Source organism: Fibrobacter sp. UWB2 (assembly GCF_002210425.1).
GTDB classification, from domain to species: domain Bacteria; phylum Fibrobacterota; class Fibrobacteria; order Fibrobacterales; family Fibrobacteraceae; genus Fibrobacter; species Fibrobacter elongatus.
This window is the reverse complement of record NZ_MWQK01000007.1, coordinates 22,988-40,679: the sequence shown is the minus strand read 5'-3', so window position 1 is coordinate 40,679 and position 17,692 is coordinate 22,988. Positions and strand designations below refer to the sequence as shown.

General features: G+C 50.4%; 16 protein-coding genes. 5 read left to right on the top strand and 11 right to left on the bottom strand.

Annotation, left to right across the window (positions count from 1 at the left end; genetic code table 11):
* Positions 1-2: 2 nt before the first annotated feature.
* The 3 genes from B7982_RS13510 to B7982_RS13500 form a co-directional block, all read right to left on the bottom strand.
* Positions 3-1,397, bottom strand: a complete 1,395-nt coding sequence (locus B7982_RS13510; RefSeq protein WP_088661203.1) for an MATE family efflux transporter — start codon at positions 1,395-1,397, stop codon at positions 3-5.
* A 170-nt stretch (positions 1,398-1,567) separates the two neighbouring features.
* Complete coding sequence (locus tag B7982_RS13505) at positions 1,568-2,476, bottom strand: hypothetical protein (protein WP_088661202.1); 909 nt, start codon at positions 2,474-2,476, stop codon at positions 1,568-1,570.
* Between the two features lie 8 nt (positions 2,477-2,484).
* On the bottom strand, positions 2,485-3,636 hold the full coding sequence (locus B7982_RS13500; protein ID WP_088661201.1) for an NAD(P)-dependent oxidoreductase: 1,152 nt from the start codon (positions 3,634-3,636) through the stop codon (positions 2,485-2,487).
* A 145-nt stretch (positions 3,637-3,781) separates the two neighbouring features.
* Here B7982_RS13500 and B7982_RS13495 point away from each other — a divergent pair, with 145 nt between their 5' ends.
* Entirely contained in the window at positions 3,782-5,101 is a 1,320-nt protein-coding gene (locus B7982_RS13495) for a polysaccharide deacetylase family protein (RefSeq protein ID WP_088661200.1), read from the top strand.
* 145 nt (positions 5,102-5,246) lie between these two features.
* Here the strand turns inward: B7982_RS13495 and B7982_RS13490 are convergent, their stop codons facing one another.
* Positions 5,247-6,140, bottom strand: a complete 894-nt coding sequence (locus B7982_RS13490; RefSeq protein ID WP_198953273.1) for a hypothetical protein — start codon at positions 6,138-6,140, stop codon at positions 5,247-5,249.
* Between the two features lie 12 nt (positions 6,141-6,152).
* Entirely contained in the window at positions 6,153-6,968 is an 816-nt protein-coding gene (locus B7982_RS13485) for a TIGR02147 family protein (protein WP_088661199.1), read from the bottom strand.
* Positions 6,969-7,202: 234 nt separating this feature from the next.
* On the opposite strand from B7982_RS13485, the gene B7982_RS13480 reads away from it, so the two are divergent.
* Both B7982_RS13480 and B7982_RS13475 read left to right on the top strand, forming a co-directional pair.
* Complete coding sequence (locus B7982_RS13480; RefSeq protein WP_088661305.1) at positions 7,203-7,838, top strand: NUDIX hydrolase; 636 nt, start codon at positions 7,203-7,205, stop codon at positions 7,836-7,838.
* On the top strand, positions 7,805-8,905 hold the full coding sequence (locus tag B7982_RS13475; protein WP_088661198.1) for a sugar nucleotide-binding protein: 1,101 nt from the start codon (positions 7,805-7,807) through the stop codon (positions 8,903-8,905). Before B7982_RS13480 ends, B7982_RS13475 begins: the two co-directional genes overlap by 34 nt.
* Before the next feature lie 4 nt (positions 8,906-8,909).
* Here B7982_RS13475 and tsaA read toward each other — a convergent pair whose 3' ends face one another.
* Both tsaA and B7982_RS14840 read right to left on the bottom strand, forming a co-directional pair.
* The gene (tsaA, locus tag B7982_RS13470) at positions 8,910-9,704 is read right to left on the bottom strand and encodes a tRNA (N6-threonylcarbamoyladenosine(37)-N6)-methyltransferase TrmO (protein ID WP_088661197.1); all 795 of its coding nucleotides are present in this window, start codon (positions 9,702-9,704) and stop codon (positions 8,910-8,912) included.
* Between the two features lie 5 nt (positions 9,705-9,709).
* Positions 9,710-10,795: a hypothetical protein gene (locus B7982_RS14840; RefSeq protein WP_144065973.1), complete on the bottom strand. Its 1,086-nt coding sequence runs from the start codon at positions 10,793-10,795 to the stop codon at positions 9,710-9,712.
* Between the two features lie 287 nt (positions 10,796-11,082).
* On the opposite strand from B7982_RS14840, the gene prfA reads away from it, so the two are divergent.
* Positions 11,083-12,150: a peptide chain release factor 1 gene (prfA, locus tag B7982_RS13460; RefSeq protein ID WP_015732162.1), complete on the top strand. Its 1,068-nt coding sequence runs from the start codon at positions 11,083-11,085 to the stop codon at positions 12,148-12,150.
* Between the two features lie 20 nt (positions 12,151-12,170).
* A complete protein-coding gene (locus tag B7982_RS13455; RefSeq protein WP_088661195.1) occupies positions 12,171-13,151 on the top strand; it encodes a HemK/PrmC family methyltransferase in 981 nt (326 codons plus the stop codon).
* A gap of 70 nt (positions 13,152-13,221) precedes the next feature.
* Here the strand turns inward: B7982_RS13455 and B7982_RS13450 are convergent, their stop codons facing one another.
* From B7982_RS13450 to B7982_RS13435, 4 genes are all read right to left on the bottom strand, one after another.
* On the bottom strand, positions 13,222-13,443 hold the full coding sequence (locus tag B7982_RS13450) for a hypothetical protein (RefSeq protein WP_014546617.1): 222 nt from the start codon (positions 13,441-13,443) through the stop codon (positions 13,222-13,224).
* A 150-nt stretch (positions 13,444-13,593) separates the two neighbouring features.
* Positions 13,594-14,019: a septal ring lytic transglycosylase RlpA family protein gene (locus B7982_RS13445; RefSeq protein ID WP_088661194.1), complete on the bottom strand. Its 426-nt coding sequence runs from the start codon at positions 14,017-14,019 to the stop codon at positions 13,594-13,596.
* 5 nt (positions 14,020-14,024) lie between these two features.
* The gene (locus B7982_RS13440) at positions 14,025-15,911 is read right to left on the bottom strand and encodes a tetratricopeptide repeat protein (protein WP_233138569.1); all 1,887 of its coding nucleotides are present in this window, start codon (positions 15,909-15,911) and stop codon (positions 14,025-14,027) included.
* Positions 15,912-15,967: 56 nt separating this feature from the next.
* Positions 15,968-17,689: a tetratricopeptide repeat protein gene (locus B7982_RS13435; RefSeq protein WP_088661192.1), complete on the bottom strand. Its 1,722-nt coding sequence runs from the start codon at positions 17,687-17,689 to the stop codon at positions 15,968-15,970.
* Positions 17,690-17,692 lie beyond the last annotated feature (3 nt).

The following is a 17,692-nucleotide window of genomic DNA, read 5'->3' as shown; positions in this document are numbered from 1 at the left end:
CCTTAAATGCGCGGGATGTTCTTGAGTTCAGCGCGGAGCATGATGATGGCGATAACGGCCGTCACAAAGTCTGCAATGGGCTGTGCCATGAACACGCCACGAAGCCCGAAGAAACGTGGCATAATAAACAGGAACGGAATCAGCAAAATGAGCTGACGGCAAGCGTTCAGGAACATCGAACGCCAGGCTTTGCCCGTTCCCTGGAAAAAGTTACCCGACACCATACCTAGCGGTACAAACGGCATCATGCAAATGAAGGTGCGGAGTGCTTTGCACGTGAGCTGTTGCATATTCTGGTCGTTCGGGACAAACGGCTTCACAAAGGCAAGCGTATTCGTCATCACGAGTAGCCATGCAACCACGATGAACGCAATTGCATAAAGCATGGTGAACTTGACAGTATCGCGCACACGGTTGTTGTACTTGGCACCGTAATTGTACCCGATAATCGGTTGAGAGCCCGTCACAAAACCCATGAGCGGCAAAACAATCATGGAGACGATACTCATCAGGATCCCGAATGCAGCAATAGCCTGGTCTCCACCCGTCATACCGTTCACTATCGGCAAGTCGCGTGTGCCATACGAAGTGAGGCTGCGGGCCAAAATAGCGTTCACAAGGCTGTTGCTAATCTGCATAATGCTCGGCGGAAGGCCAAGAATGAAGATTTTGCGCACATACGGGAGGCGGAGCTTCATGTAACGGCGGTTGACCTTGATAGGCGTCGTCTTTTTCACGAAGAACTGCATCACGGCAAGGCCGCCGATGAACTGGCTCAAGACGGTCGCCCAGGCAGCGCCCTCGATACCCCAATTGAACTTCATGATGAAAAGCCAGTCTAGAATCACGTTACTGCCGGCGCCAATCATCACGCGGGTCATGGCCGTTTTCGGGTGGCCCATGCTGCGGATAAAGTGGTTCATGCCGGGGACAATCGTCTGGAAAATCGCACCGCACAAGATGATGCGCATGTAGCTAGACGCCACAGGCAAAAGCTGGTCACTTGCGCCAAAGAGCTTGAGGAGCGGTTCCATGAAAATCTGGCCGAGCGTAAAGGAGCTCACCGCCATAATGATGAGCAATACAAAGGAGTTGTTGAGGATAATGGCCGCCTGCTGGTACTTGCGTTCGCCGAGGCGGATGGCAAAAAGCGTGTTGCCACCCACGCCAACCATCATGGACATCGCCATAATGAAAAGGGCAATCGGAAAGCAGATGGTGATGCCGCCGATACCAAGGCTACCGACGCCCTGACCCACGAAATAGCGGTCCACGATGTTGTAGAGCGCTTCGACGAGCATACTGATAATAGCCGGGACCGAAAACTGCAAGACAATCTTCGGGATGCTAGACGTCCCCATCGCGTTAAGTTTTTTATTGTTTATTACATCTTCCATAAACACACCCGTGAGGCCCGCAAGACGCAAATGGTTGGACTAGATGCGCGGAGCCGCTCAAAATAACCGCAAAATGCGGAAAACGTCGCAAAAACCTCGTTTTTCGCGCGCAAAGATAGAAAATTTGGGGGCAATTGCCAAGCTTTTAATTTAGATAAGAAAAACGCCTTCTAGTGCTTTTTCTCAAGAATCTGGAGGGCCTGCTCGATGATAGCGGGCGACAGCTTGAAGATATCGCTGAGGGTCTGCACGCGATCGGCGGGCTCAATGCGCTTCATTTGCGAGCCAGTGCTGCTGCGAACGACGAGGTTTCCCTTCTGGTAGTAATACTGAATGCCCTTTTCGCGGTCAAGGCGGTTCAAGACCGGGTAGGTCATCATTTCGCGGTAGAAACTCTCGTTCCAGTGGTGCTTGAATTCTTCGACAGAGACGCCTTCGACGGGGTACTCGAAGCGGAGCTTCATTGGCGCGCCTGCGCCACCTGTCCAGAGTTCCATCGATTCGAGCGTCGGGCGCACGAGACGCACGCAGTTCGGGGAAAGCGGGAAAAAAGCTTCGCCAGTGCCGAACGGCTGCGGGAGCGGCATCTGAAGCGGATCAAAAATCAAGTAACCGGGGTCGAGAAGGTATGAATTAGACGAGAGAACCGACCCCGGCACGGAGGCCGGGGAGACAGACCGGGAAAAAAGGTTGCTTTTGTCATCCTGGAGGGAGTGTAACGACCGATAGGATCCATTATGGGCTCTATCGGCACTATGTGCCTCCAGAGTGACTTTAGAATCGGGATCGGGCAAGATGAGGGCGCAGTGGATGTTGCGTTCCTTGCGCTTATGTCCCATCACAAGACGCGGCTTGAAACCCATATCCGTGAGCGTCTGGTACAGGTGCCACGTCATGCTGAAGCAGGTGCCCCCGCCCATCCAGGAATCGATATCATTCTGGTCGCTATCGTCAAGCTTGCGGGCGCCGGTGGCGCTCCCCGTCTGTTCCAGACGGATGATTTTCGTCAAGTTCTCGTAGGTGATGTTCGAAATCTGGTTGCAGAGATCGACGACCTTTTTCATGTTCTCGGGGGTCATTGTCGCACCTAGTCCATTTCGGTGGGAATGCCACCAAGCATGCTGCAAATTTCAGGGCCAATGACGCCATTTTGGATAGCAATAGTGAGCAAGCGCTGTTCAATTTCTTGCGGCGGGAAATGGAGACCATCTTCGAGAGTCGCGGTTTCTTGAACCAAGCGTTCGGCAAGGGCGGCATGGAGCGCAAGCGACGTATCGATGTACTTTAAGTGCGTAGGTTCTTCGAGAATGAAGTTCAGCGGGCCTTTATCATTGAGCACTTTTTCCGTGGGAACAGCCTCGCCGTATTCATCTTCGACACCCATATTGGCAAGAATTGCTTTGGTCGAGAGAAGAGCAGGAGCCAATTCCGGGGCAGCAAGGGCATTTTTGACACCCGTCGCTGTCACAACAAAATCGGAATTTTCAACCAAGGAGGCGACAGTCGCATAGTCATGGCAGTCGACAACATCCACGCCATTTTGCTCTAAAACCGCTGAAAAATCGCCTGCGGGCATTGTTTCGGGAGCTGCGGGTTGGGACTGCCCGCGTTTCAAGTCCGTCACGACGGTCACATTGCAGCCACGGCGAACGCCCTGGAGCGCAATCCCCGAACCGACTTTACCACTACCAAAAACCAATAACTTCTTGCCTTCGAAATCGCCTCCAAGGCCCAATTTTTCGAGACCGCGGAAATAGCCATCGCCTGTACCCAGGGAGGTTTCGATCCGCTTGACGATACCGCTATCGGCGACGTAAACCGGTTTTTCGGCATCTTTATAATAGTGTACACCCGAACGCGTGAGTTCCACAAAGCCAATTTTCGGGTGGAGTACAGCAAAAGGCCCCGCACAGTCGAGCACCAAGTCCACAAACTCGCCACGAGATTCGGCTTCGAGCATTTCGGCAGGCGTTACGACGGGTACACCCCATTCCCTCATAAAGTCCACGACATCGGGGTCGTTAAATTCCGAAAAACCCACGAGAAGGTCGGCTCCGCCCGCCACAAGAGCGCGGTATTCGGTCATGGTGTTGCGGTAAATCGGGGTTGCCACCAGCACGCGGAGGCCATCGAACGGACGGGTATGTGTCCATTCGCTTTCAAGCGCCGCAAGTGCGGGGTATTCATTTTTTTCGTAAACTTCGTCCAGAACAGAGGAGAGAATAGATTGCAGGTTCATATAGGGAAATATAGGTTTTTAGACGAGAGACGAAAGAATGCCTACTGTTGCATTACTATACAACAAAAAGAAATTTAACGTGGGACGGTTCTTTATATATGGGGGTAAATTATTTTCGCATAATACTATTAACAAGGTGTGGATAATGAACTACAAAAAAATTTCTATTGCCTCTGTCGCAGTTGGAATGTTCGCAGCAGGCGCCGCATTCGCGCAGGATGCAGAAATCGCAACCTGGTCGGGTTTCCGCAAGGGTGCAGCCTCCTTTACATTTGACGATGGCGCACCGAGCCACGTGACCGATGCTGGTCCGATGTTCAAGAAGTATGGCTACAAGGCTACCTTCAACGTGGTGGTGAACTGGAACCCCAACTGGAGCGGATTCCAGGGCCTGGCCGACGAAGGGCACGAAATCGCAAGCCACAGCAATAGCCACGGCAATAACATGAGTGGCGAAGAAGCATCTTCGAAAAAGAGCATCGAAAACCATATCACGCAGAAATACGGCATCATCACGGTCGCCTACCCGAACTGCAACGTGCCTAACGAAAGCGCCGTCAAGCAGAACTACATCGTGGGCCGTATCTGCAACGGTAGCTGGAAGGGCATGAACGACGAAATGGGCAAGGACGGTCCCTCCAACTGGGCTCAGGTTCCTGCCACCATGACCGGTGCCGAAGGCCAGCTCAAGAGCACGAATGACTTTACCGGCAGAATGCAGAAAGTCATCCAGAGCAACGGCTGGGCTGCATTCCTCACCCATGGTTTCCAGGGCAAGCAAAACGGCAACGCCAACTACTCGCCGACGGATATCAACGCCATCGATGGCGCCCTCAAGTGGGCCCAGCAGAACGATAAGGACATCTGGGTTGCCCCGATGGGCCATGTCGCTATGTACCTCAAAGAACGCAAGGCCTCTAAAATCGAACCGCAGGACGGTGGGGCTGCAAACACGATGGCTTTTGAACTCAAGCACAGCATCGCAGACAACATTTCCAAGTACGATTATCCGCTTTCTATTCGCGTAAAGAGCGACTGGAAGAAGGTCGAAGTCACGCAGGATGGCGCAAAGCTCGAATCCAAGGTCGACGGCGGTTACATTTACTTTGATGCAGTCCCGAACGCAGGCAAGATTGTCGTGAAGAACGCCGACGCAGCCCCAGAATCTTCTAGCAGCGCAGAACCGCCGCAGTCCAGTTCTAGCGAAGTCGCCGGATCTTCGAGCAGCACAACAGCTCTCCCGACGCAAGCATTTGACGGTCGCCACCTCGCTGCATACGTAGACGCAAGCGGCTATATCACCGTTCAGGGCGCACAGGGCTTGAGCATTACCGTATTCAACAGCCTCGGTAACGTTGTCCGCACAACCAAAGGCCTCGGCTTCGAACAGAAAGTTTACACCGGCGCAAAGGGCATGTATGTCGTGAGAATCGGCAACAAAGCCAAGGCCGTAAACATCAAGTAGTTCTAAAAAAGTTTGTGGTTTAGGGAAAGCCCGCTCCGATTGGAGCGGGCTTCTTGTTTGAGTTGATTGGGTAAACATAAATAGCTCCCGCTCATGGAGCGGGAGCTTACTCTATTTCAGGAGATATGGGATTTATTAGAAACCATTAATAGTATTCAACTCCGACTCCAGTGCACTTATTTTCAGGACATGGTACGACGGGAATGTGATCGCTTGACTCAATATCGGACCTGCAACTATTGACAATAAACGACGCGTACTTTTCCCAATAAGGATCCTTATAGAGATTGTCTCTTTTCAAAGAGCAATTCAACCTTGGATAAAGATGAGTAACGGATTCGGACCCATTAGCAAAAATCCCCGATCCTTCTTTTTCTATTTTTCCATCTGCGGCAATACAATCCTCTATGAATTGAGCCATCATAAGAGAATCTCTTGTACGGAGTTGCATATGAACTAACTCATAACCAGGATATACAGTAAATGCATAATGGTCGCCAAAGTCATATATTTCATCATCAAGTCTAAGCCATTTATTTTCATTCGCGCAGCCAATGGTATTCGAATATTCAAAAATTGAATATTCAAAAACACTTTGGCTCATCGCAATCGGTCCATGCAGTACACCATTTTCATCCCGCATAGAATAAAAGCGGTCACCCTTATAATAACTCCTAACTCCATCTCTAAATTGATAATAACTCCATCCTTCTGCATTTTCATACGCAGTATCAATAGAGTCCATATTAATCATTTGATTTTTTGCATTATTATAAATTTCATCACCATCGAACGTTTCTAAAGTAACTAGCTTCAAAGAACTATCACGATCCAGAACAATTGTAGTAGCAGCATTAGATTTAGGCGCTTCATTCAACTTAGCCACCATTACGCGTTGTACATCTTTATTTAATATTGTTTCAGCCATCGTGTTTGTTTGTTCATCAGCCCCCACCACTTTATTATCGGAACAAGCGGTAAAGGCCCCCATCACGCTCAACGCAGTGAACGAAAGCGGAATGAATTTTTTGAAGTTCATAATGTTTCCTCCCTACACTTTTTCCGTCAGCGGGAAAAGCTGTAAATTTAAACGATAAACTTGGTTGATTTTTTTGGATCCGCCAGCGATGGCGATAACTTGTTTGCGGAAGCGGTTCACCTCTTCGGAGATTCGCTTCATGGCTGTTTCATCGACTCCGATGGTCACGCCCGAGATGTTGCGTTCACCCGGAGCAATTTTTTCGATAGCTTCGCGGGCAAGGTCTATCATCTGACCATTCATGGAGCGGAGCGCAAGCTTAAGCGCTTCACCTGAACCCGTAATGATTTTGTCCGTCTGTTCGTAGACATTTTCACCAAGCGCCTTGAGCAAATCAAGTTTCACCAAAAGCTTTAATGAATCACGGACCTGTTGCGCCGTAAACGTATGTTTGATTTTCTTAGCGATTTCACCAGGGAGCGCACCAGGCATCAATGGAGCAAGTTCACGAACAACAGAATTCACCGCCGATTCGTAATAGTCAAACGCATCCGCATCCAACACTCTAGCACGCTGTTCGTTTGCAAGTCCCTTCATTTTGAGGAACGCATCTTTTTTCTTATCATCATCTTTGGCGTTCGTGAATTCGACCATGAACTTGAAATACTCCTGCTCAAATTCATTCAGGCCCATCGCAGCAGCCACAAGCGGGACGCCCACACGGCTCAGCGAGCTCTTGCCATCACATACAAGTTTCAAGTACGATGGCGACGCAAACCCGGCGAGTTTAGAAAATTCACGCCACGAGAACGCAGAACTTCTTTTTCGCCAGTCAAAATAATCAAGCATGTACTTTCGGTAATCTTGATATTCTGTTATCGGTTTCATGTTTAACCTCCTTACAGACACAAATATACCTCATTTGTCAGTAGCCTACAATAGACAAAATGATACAAAAATTTCGATTTTTTTGCAGAAATACGCAAATTTAGTAAATTTCGAAAATTTTAAAAATTTAATGAATCACTAGTAAATACAGATGAATCAGAGATGAGATTGGAACCGAGTAAGGCGCCCCCGCAACAAGTGCGGGGTGACAACGCTTTTTCTAAATTTCGCATCATGAAACCGTGGAAATTGTTGAGTTCGGAATTTTTGGTGGATGCGCCGTGGTTGAAGGTCGCAAAGGAAACTTGCGAACTGCCGAACGGCAAGGTCATCGATGATTTTTATACGTTATGGCAACCCGACTGGGTTTTGATTCTTGCTCGCACCACAGAAGGCAAGTGGGTCATGACGGAACAGTACCGCCACGGGACAGGTAAGATTGCACTCGAGTTCCCGGCGGGGATTATAGACAAAGGCGAGACGCCGGAAAAGGCAGCCGTCAGAGAACTACAAGAAGAATGCGGTTATTGCCTCGAAGAAGGGAGATGCCCGCTCAGTGGCGGGCATGACAAATCAAACGGAGACTTTACTGGATCCTTCGCTTCGCTCAGGATGACGAATAGCGCTGTAACATACATCGGGGCGTTTCCGGTGAATCCAGATAGGCATCGTGGGAAGTTCCATGTGGTGTTTATCGACGGCGTGGAACGCTTGGGCAAAACGAGCTTTGACGATACGGAAGACATCGAAACGTTCCTGTACACGGACGAAGAATTCCAGGCAAAAGTTGCCGACGGCACGTTCAATCACCCGCTTCAAATCGCAGGCTATTTCAAGTGGAAATTATCGCAATCCGCCTCCCGATTTTAATTCTCGGGCTGAATGGCGTTCCCGGCTTTGCACTTTTTAGGCATTTCAACAAACTGTACGGCAGCGTGACCGTTTCCGGGAATGCGCCTTCCAAAGCATCAAATGCGCCGGGCGTTATCGGCGTTCGCCCTATCAAGCACCCGTGCGTTTTTGGCGACAACGTTTATGGAATCGATGCCGAAGAAACGGAACGCTTGGGCGAACTTTTCGAGAAATTCCGCTTTGGCACCGTCATTGACGCCAGCGGAAACTGTGCGCTGAAAGCCTGTGAATGTGACCCCGCCCGCAGTCGACTTTTGAATTACAGTCAAGGCGTTGATGCCGCCACGTTTGCGTCCCGTTACAACGCAACACTCATCCGCATTTCCGCCGACATGGTATTCAGCGGTGACGAAAAGACAAAGCCAAACCGCCCGTACGTTGAAACCGATCCGAAAGACCCCATCCACAATTACGGCAAACACCAGGCCGAAGCCGAAGATGCGATTACCGCCATCAAGCCAGACGCGGTAATTCTCCGCGTGCCACTCCCGATGGATTATGCTCCCGGCGGATGCGCCGGCGCCATCGACTGGATTACGTACCGTTTCCGCCCTGGACGCCCGGCGACCTTGTTCACCGACGAATACCGCAATCCGCTTTCAGGCCCAGACCTTTGCCGCACTGTGCAATACATTCTTGAACATAAATTCCCCGCAGGCATTTACAACTGCGGCGGACCGCGTCGCGTTTCGCTTTACAACGTCGGGCAAATCGTGAACGCCGTCGGCGGCTACCCCGCCGAACTTCTCCATGGCGTGCCGCGAATCGAAGGCGGCCCCATGCCCCCACGCGTCGGCGACATCAGCATTGATTCGAGCAAGCTTTACAAGCTCCTCCCGCCAGGGTTCATCAAGCCGTGGCCCGTTTCAGACAAGCTTGTACCTGACAGTTTCGACTGGCACAAGACTTTCGGACGCAATATCACAGACAAAAGCAAAATGGGTAGCGACGAAGCCATCACAAACTTGCTTGTAAATGGTGTAGATACGGGATTTATCCGTGAGTTACGCGGAACAAAAGTGTAATCGCCTATTGAAAATTTTTGAGAAAGTCGCGGTGAAGTTGTTTGTCACCGTACTTGTCTTCGGCTCCGAGAGCTAAATCATCGGCCGAGTAGCCACTTGAAACACGTAAAAGCAAAACCTTGCGTGCCAATTCATCATAGCTAAAATGGATGCGGAACGTGCGATAGGCAAGTACGCCCGTTTTTGCATTTTCGTCAACCGTCAAACGGCGGCGGGAACTGTCAAAGACATCCTTGGAGAAATTTCCGCGAGAAAGTTGCACCTGTGCAAAGCTTTCCAGGTCAAAAGCACTATGCTCAGCAATCCAGTGATTTTGTTCGGAAAACTCGGGAGCCTTTTCGACGGTCCACAACTCCCCCACTTGCTCTTCGACCCAACCTGCTTTTGCGTCGGGGAAGGCATCAGCCATCGGGATGTACGGTTTGATATCGAGTACGGGCGTTCCATTCAGCAAGTCAGCCTCATCAACGTATAACGTGAGCCCTTCGACTTTCAGGAGCCTCACGCAACTAAGCCCAATCGGATTTGGGCGGTAAGGACTGCGGCTTGCGAAAGTTCCCACACGATCTTTGCCCTTGGGCGGTACAGGCGGGCGCGTTGTCGGACGCCAGCCCTCGTTCTCGTGAAACAGAAAAATCACCCAGATGCGTTCAAAGCCATCCAAGTCGCGAAGCGCCGTCTCGAAATTCATTCCCGGTTGCAGTTCAATACGGCCCGGATGCCCTGCAAAAAGACGCCCCTGGCGAGGAGCATCATACTTGTAAACAGCATCACCGTAGAATGTACCGATAGGCGTCATTGCAATTACTTGCCTTCGGCCATCCTTCCATACCGGATGTAATCTATTTTCCCGGTAAAGAATCGTCTAGCATGCAAATCCTGATACATGGAATCATAGCCAATACCAAGGCCATATTCAATATCCATCTTGCTCTTGATTTCTGTTGCAATACGCGTTTTGCCATCAAGAGCGACGTTCAACGAGTAAACCGTCTTTTTCGTTACAGCTGACATTGTCGGGAAGAACCGAATGCGAACAACATGCCATTCATCCATGGAAACGGCGCCAACCTTCATCTCTTCCCAAGTATCACGAATTTCGACATCGCGAATATGGAAATAAATATCAGAACCATCCAAACGCAACTGCCAGCCATCCTTGTTACTTCCCGGAGGTTCAGCAACAAAGATATTCGCCATGTTTCCGGCTTTAGTCGGCATAAAACGCACTTCGACAACAAAGCTGCTACTTTCAAAAGTTTCACTTAAAGGGATATGCAAACCATTGGACCCATCGAAAACAATGCTTCCACATTCTGCCGATATCGCCGACACCTTATTGTCCTGGTATGCGTTGTTGTCGCCAAGATAATCACGTCCCAAGTCATAGGGCGAATTAAATTCGTACGCAACGTCAAAGCCTTTCAAATTTTCAATTTTCGTTTTGTCGTCACATTCCAATTCATCGGCATTGGAAGCAACCACATTCACTCTTTTATACGAAGCTCCGCCATACAAGCTGTAGGATTTGTCATCAACACTGGAACTCGACGAGTTTGTAGCGCGACTTGACGAGGAACCGTCACGAGAAGAGGAACTTACTACGTTGCTTTGCGATGTGCGCGAAGAAGAGCTCTCAATTTTGTCCTGCGACATACGAGAGGAGGAACTAGTGGCTTTGCGAGAAGACGAGCTCTCTACGTTATTTTGCTTGACACTCGAAGATGACGAAACTTGAGTTCTCAAGTCGGGAGAAGACCCTCCCTCGAGCGAAGACGAAGATTCGACATCACCATAAGGCGTTGCCTGAACAGGATTCGAAGCATGTTCCGTACATCCTACACAACAACCCAAAATAGCGGCAACTCCGGCCAAGACTCCAAACTTCATCTCAAATTCCTTGTTAGTAGCCCAAGCAAATCGCTAGGCTCCATAGAACACTAATATATAAAAAAGCCAGCCCGCAAAAGGCTGCAATACTCCGATTTGACAAAGATTCGCAAATTAAATACAGTCGAGCCACAGCTCAAAAATGCTAAAATAAAATTTCGCACTTTACTCGCCTTGCTCACTTTTCTATCTTTGCGCTCCTTTGGAGCGCATTTAGTTCGGCTCAGCAATGTCAAAACAACAAGTTGTTTTGCCGCAGCGTTCGCCTTTTACTAAATTTGCGCACGATGAAAGATAAAGCTAAAAAACTCATTGAAAAGTACGAAGAACTGGAATCGGAACTCGGCAATCCGGATGTTCTCGGTGACCAGGCTCGTTACAACAAGATTCACAAGCAGTACAAGGGTATCGAAAAGGCTGTTTTGAAGGCCAAGGAATACCTGCAGATGATGGACGACCTTGACGAATACAAGGCCGCCCTCGGCGATTCCGACCCGGAAATGGTCGCGATGGCCAAGGCCGAAATTTCGGAGATCGAAAAGAAGCTCCCCGAAGTGACGGACGAACTCCAGATTTTGATGGTGCCGAAGGATCCGTGGGACTACCGTAACGCAACGCTCGAAATCCGCGGCGGTACGGGTGGTGACGAATCCGCACTTTTCGCAGGCGACCTGTTCCGCATGTATCGCGGCTACTGCGACAAGATGGGCTGGAAGATGACCATCCAGGACTTGAGCGAAGGCACGGTGGGTGGCTACAAGGAAATCCGCGTGTTCATCGAAGGCGACAGCGTCTATGGAACGCTCAAGTTCGAAAGTGGCGTTCACCGAGTGCAGCGCGTGCCGGAAACGGAAACGCAGGGCCGCGTGCATACGTCTGCAGCTACAGTCGCAATCCTCCCGGAAGCTGAAGAAGTCGACGTGGAAATTCGCGAAGCAGACATCCACATGGACACCTACCGTTCTTCGGGCGCTGGCGGTCAGTACATCAACAAGACGGACTCCGCCGTGCGTTTGACGCATATCCCGACGGGTGTGGTGGTGAGTTGCCAGACCGAACGTAGCCAGTTGCAGAACAGACTCCACGCTATGGAAATGTTGCGTTCCAAGATTCTTGACGCCGTCATCGCCAAGAAGGAAAAGGAAGAAGCGGCAAACCGCAAGGCCCTCGTGGGTACAGGTGACCGTTCTGCCAAGATCCGCACTTACAACTATCCGCAGAACCGCGTGACGGACCACCGCATTGGCCTCACCGTTTACAACTTGGACAAGGTTGTCACAGGCGATCTCGATGAAATCATCAACGGTCTCCAGATGGCAAACGCCCAGGAAAAGCTCGGAAAGTTCAACGCGTAAGGGGTCGTGAGGTAAGTCCAATGCCACAGCCGCAGATGACAGTTCTTGAAATTCTGAACCGCACCAAGGTCTTCTTCGAAAAGAAGGGCATTCCTGATGCACGTCTCGATGCCGAGTACATCATCAGTTACGGTCTCAAGATGAAGAACCGCATGGACTTGTACCTGAACTTCGAAAAGCCGCTCACGCCAGCAGAGCTGGACGTGCTTCGCACGATGGTTGCACGCCGTGCAACGCGTGAGCCGCTGCAGCACATCATCGGCGATACAAGCTTCCGCGGTTTCATCATCAAGTGCGACCGCCGTGCGCTTATCCCGCGCCCGGAAACGGAATCGCTCGTAGACATGGCATCGGACAGTCTCAAAGGCATCGAAAAGCCGTTCATCGTCGAAATCGGCACAGGCACAGGCGCCATCTCGATTGCTTGTGCTAAAGAAATTGCAGGCGCCAAAGTCTTGGCAACAGACGTTTCCGAAGACGCTCTTGCACTTGCACGTACAAATGCTGAAGCAAACGACCTCGCTAGTAATCCCGACGCGGAAAGCGCCGCATCTTCGACCGATTCCACCGCTTCGGCATCCTCGGCAAGTTCCGCAAATGCAGCAAGCACATTGAACTTCGCTCAGGGCGACTTGCTGAACGCAGTGACCGCAGACGTTATCGCAAACGTCGCCGGCGACGCTACTGCTAAAATCGACTGCCTGATTGCAAACCTCCCCTACATTCCGGACAGCGAAAAAGACAAGCTCCAGCCCGAAGTTGCGAAGTACGATCCTGCACTCGCCTTGTTTGGCGGTGCAGACGGTCTTGACCTTGTCCGCAAGCTTTTACAGCAGACCGAAGGCAAACTCAAGCCGGGAGCATCTATTTTGCTTGAAATCGGGTCGGAACAAGGCGAAATGCTCAAGGCCGAAGCCGAGAAGTATCCGTGGTTGGAATTCACGGGAATCCACAAGGATTTCTGCAACAATGTCCGCTTCGTGAGTTATAAAGCAAAGTAGCGACAACATTGGAGATTCCCCATCAAGTGGGGAATGACATGTCATAATGCGCGCGGCACTTGCCGCGTTTTTAGTATCCAGTGCAGCCGAGGGCGGAGAGCACAAACGTTTCGCTTTCACCCATGCGATAATACGGAATCAAGTCATCATCATCGATGGCGCTGTCATCGTTACCGCTCAACTGCATCAGTTCCCCAATGCGACGCTTGAAAATGGAAAAGCCGGAATCCCACGGAGACTGTTCCGGAATTTCGACTACATGCTTATTCACTTTAACAACTTTGCGATTCATATATTCACCTTTTGGCGTTTAGTGTTCTTACGAGCACTAATATAGAATCACAAGATGTCAGAAGATGACATTTTAAGAAATGTCGTAAAAAAAAGGTGATGCCTGCTCAGAGGCAGGCATGACAAGTCGCGGCATTTACGCTCGCAACAACTATTCTACAACAACGGCCTTGACCTGGGCATGACCAGCTTTGTCTAGCCCAAGCTTTTTGCCAGCCGCTTCGCTCAAATCGAGCACGCGCTTCTTGGCATACGGTCCGCGGTCATTCACACGCACAATGACAGAGGCGCCCGTCTTTATGCGGGTCACCTTGAGTTTTGTGCCAAACGGGAGCGTCCTATGCGCACAGGTAAAGTCATCGCGGTCAAAAATTTCGCCACTAGCGGTCTTTTTGCCATCAAACCCCTTACCGTAATAACTTGCGTCTCCCGTAAACGTATAGCCTATTTCAGCCTTTTTCTGGACGCGGGACGATTTCGTAACGCGGGTGTAACCCTTGCGATGTGTAGAACCTGAGCATCCCGAACAAGCAAGTAGGACCCCAAGAACAAACACCAACCAAAAACGATAAGCCATACAACCTATTCAAAGTCGTACATGCTGTTGTACGTATTCTCGAGAATTTCGTCTTCTTTATTTATAATTTCAGCCTTTTTCTCTTCGGGCTTGGCATTCAAGGCTTCATAATACTTGGCAGAATTCTTGTTCAAATTTTCAATCGTCTGCGCGGTACGTTTGCGAAGCTTCGCCAAGTCGTCATCGGTTGTCGTAAGGCGCGTATTGAGCACATAGGCGGCACGCTTGCCCCACGGAGTCTGGCCATGCTTATCGCGGAGTTCACGGTAAATCGCAATGGCGCTATCCAACCGTTCCGGAGTCATCTGGAAGTAAATAGCCTTCATGTAAAGCGCCTGCACGCCCGACTGCGTCTGCGGATAGTCCTTGTAGACGCTATCAAATGCGACAAATGCAGTTGCATAAGCGGAATCCACCTGATCCATCTTGCTCACCGGCATTTCAGAAGCGACCGTCCACAAGCTTTCAGCCGCCATGTAGCGATCATGGGCTTCATCTTCCTTAGTCTTCATCGTGACATTCATGCCGAGGTTTGCCTGCGCCTGCTTGGCGTAATCGGTATTCGGATACTTCTCGATGATTTCCCTGTAAAGGTCCTCAGCCGTGTCCGGGTCATGCAAAAATTCATCGTAGATAAACGCCCTTGCATACGAGGCTCGCATGACGCTTGCCGTATCGTCGGACTTTTCAATCACGTTTGTAAGTCTTGCCACGGCGCTGTCCGCTTCGGAAAGCTTGAGCAAGAAGAGTTCCGCAATCATAAATTCATTTGCAAAGAACGACTTCATGTTGGGAATGGAATCCTTGCTCTGGAGAATATCCTCATTGCGGCTACGCATCGAAACAAGGCGTTTCAAGGCAGTACGGCGTTCACGAGCCTTTTGACCATACTCGCTGATAGACCTCGCAATGTAGCTGCTATCGTAATAGGACATCGCAAGTTCATAATTCAAAGTCTTGGTCTGTTCGTAGTCGCCCATGTTGAAGTAACTGCGAGAAGAGGATTCCGTCTTCGGATACTCCGTATTGACCTTATTGAAAATCACGTAGGCATCGGCCTTGCGACCCGCCAAAAGCGTTGTTTCAGCAATGCGGACCAGATATAACGGGCGCTGTTTTTCGTAAGCCTCGACCTTGTAAAGAGCCTTGTATTCATCCGCTGCCTTGAGGTATTCCTTCGTGTTCACAAGGCATTCCGCCGACTGCTCGCCCGCCGTCTGGCGTTCACGATCGTTCAGGTTTTCAATTTCCTTGGCATTGTAATGGTGGTGGGCCTTTTCCCACTGTTCCATCTTGAAGTAAAGCCCAGCCAAACGGAAATGAGCCTTGCCCTTCATGTACGGGGTTCCACTCGTATCGGCAAGTACAGCCTCAAGCGATGCAATAGCCTGTTCCGGAGCCTCGGACTTTTCATCCAGAAGCGAAAGAAGATTGAGTCCCTGGAAATAGTAAGGGTGATTTTTATCGGCTATTACCGGTTCCAGCGCAAAGCGGCTGATGTTGAATTCCTGGTTGCGGTAAAGGCAGTAAGCACGCTGGTATTCCACGGCACGCATGGAATCGTTATCGGCAAAGTAGCGTTCGTATTCGTCGTACTTGGTGATTGCCTTGGGCCAGTCGGCCTTGTGCCTGTAAGATTCAGCAATGAGGAAAACGGCTTCGGCAGTGCGCTTCTTGTTTTTCGGGAAGCGTTCCAATACACGGGAGCCCTTTTCGATGATTTTCTCGTATTTCTGCGCTTCTTCGCCGCTTGCATAAGACTGGGTTTCGTCAGGGACGCTGTCCAGGCGTGCGGTGCGCAGTTCGGTCGCTTCGTCATAGAGGCGTTCTGCATTGAACATGTGATTCAGGTAGGCGCAGCAGGTGCAACCTTCCAACAATGCAGCGAACAAAACCAGAGCTAATAAACGACCACGGAACATATAGCTATAAAATAGATATTTACGAGCTAAAATTCCATAAGAAGAGGCAGATAATCGCAAAGTTTCAGGCCTGAAGGCGGCAAAGTGTTGCGATCAAGACGAACCATGCGCACTTCAGCCGGTTTTCCGACGATGCGAGCCAAAATTTCGAAGTTGTCGCGAGTTTCCCAGACAGCAGCATCCATGATAGTGCCATCACCGCAATCGGTTTCACCCGTATTGTTGCTGATACCAGAGATGCGGGAATTCTGCTTCAGGAGTCGCGTAAAGATTTCAGGAGCAACTCCAAGGTGGTTCGAGTTCGAAGCGGAATCAAAAACGACCACATGCACTTCCTTAAAGCGGTTCAACGAATCAAAAACAACCGTATACGTGTGCTGGTATGGATTTTCATAGAAAGATTCCTGCCATACAAAGCGCTTCACTTGTTTAAAATTGGCCATAGAATACTTTCTAAAGAATTCCTGCGAAGAAGCTCCGTAACGAACAAGATAATGTCCTAATTTGGTCGAAAAGTCATGTTTCTTTTCGGGCATCAATGATCCGCGGAGGCTATCAACGGCGCGGTTCAGGTTCGCCGTAAGGCCGTTGTTGTATTCCTCGATTGCAACCCTGCGCACTTGTTCAAGCTCGTTCAAACGAGACTTGATATCCGGGTAATCAGGGTCGTTCTTGAGGATGTAGTTGAACTCGCGGCGGGCCATGTCAAACATGTGGGCCTTGGTATAAGCGGTTCCCAAAGCTTCGCGGAGCGGCAAGTTTTCAGGATAACGTTCCACCAGCGGAGCGAGAATGTCGCAAGCGACCTGGGCGCGGTCACGAGAGGAGCCCGCATAATGGCCGTTCTTTCCGGGAGCGTTTTTTTCGCCAATCGTCGCCATCGCGCGGCGGGCCTTTTCAAAATCAGGACGGAAAGCAAGAATGCGCTGGTACGTCTTTTCGGCAACGTCAAACTTGCCATTGTATTCGGCCAGGTAACCGCGCAAAAGCATCAGATCCGAAGAGAGCGGGAACTGCGTCAAGGCGTAATCGACGACAAGAGCGGCGCTGTCCAAAACGCCATCGTCATGGTAGACTTTCGCCAAGAGCTCAAACGCACGCTGCGAGTCACCCGAAGAAAGGCTGATAGCGGCACGGCATTCGTTTGCAGCGTCCTTCATGTTCGAATTCTTGAGCAGGAGTTCCGCATACCAAAGTCTGATTTCATAAATGGCTGGAGCACGCGAGCTTGCCATCTTTGCAAGTTCAACGGCTACAGTCAAGTTCCCTGCAAGGAGCGACTTACGGCTGTCCAGGTAAAAGCTGATGCCCGTATTCGGGTAACGCGCCATGAGGCGCCCGATCAAGAGTTCAGCGCGGTCACGCATCACTTCCGTTACGGAATCCATGTGGAATAAAGTATTGACTTCGCCCCAGACTGCGGCATCCACATTCGGGTACAAAAGCACAAGCGCGTCGTAAATTTCGTAAGCAGCCTTGGTCGCCCCGCTACGCGAGAGTTCGCCTGCACGGCGAAATTCAGCCTGAGCCTGCACCGGAAGCCTCTCGACATCGGCCTTGAAATTCGGTGCATCGCCATTCGGCACAGAGGTCCCCGCTTCGAGCCCGAACGGGATTTCCCCTACGACCGTCTTGGACGGTCCATATTTGTTATAAAGCTTGAATCCGCCATACGCAAGCAGCGCCCCAAAGAAAAAAATCAGAAAGAGGTACGCGGCAGTACGAGGCGCAGATGAAGGATTCGACATTAG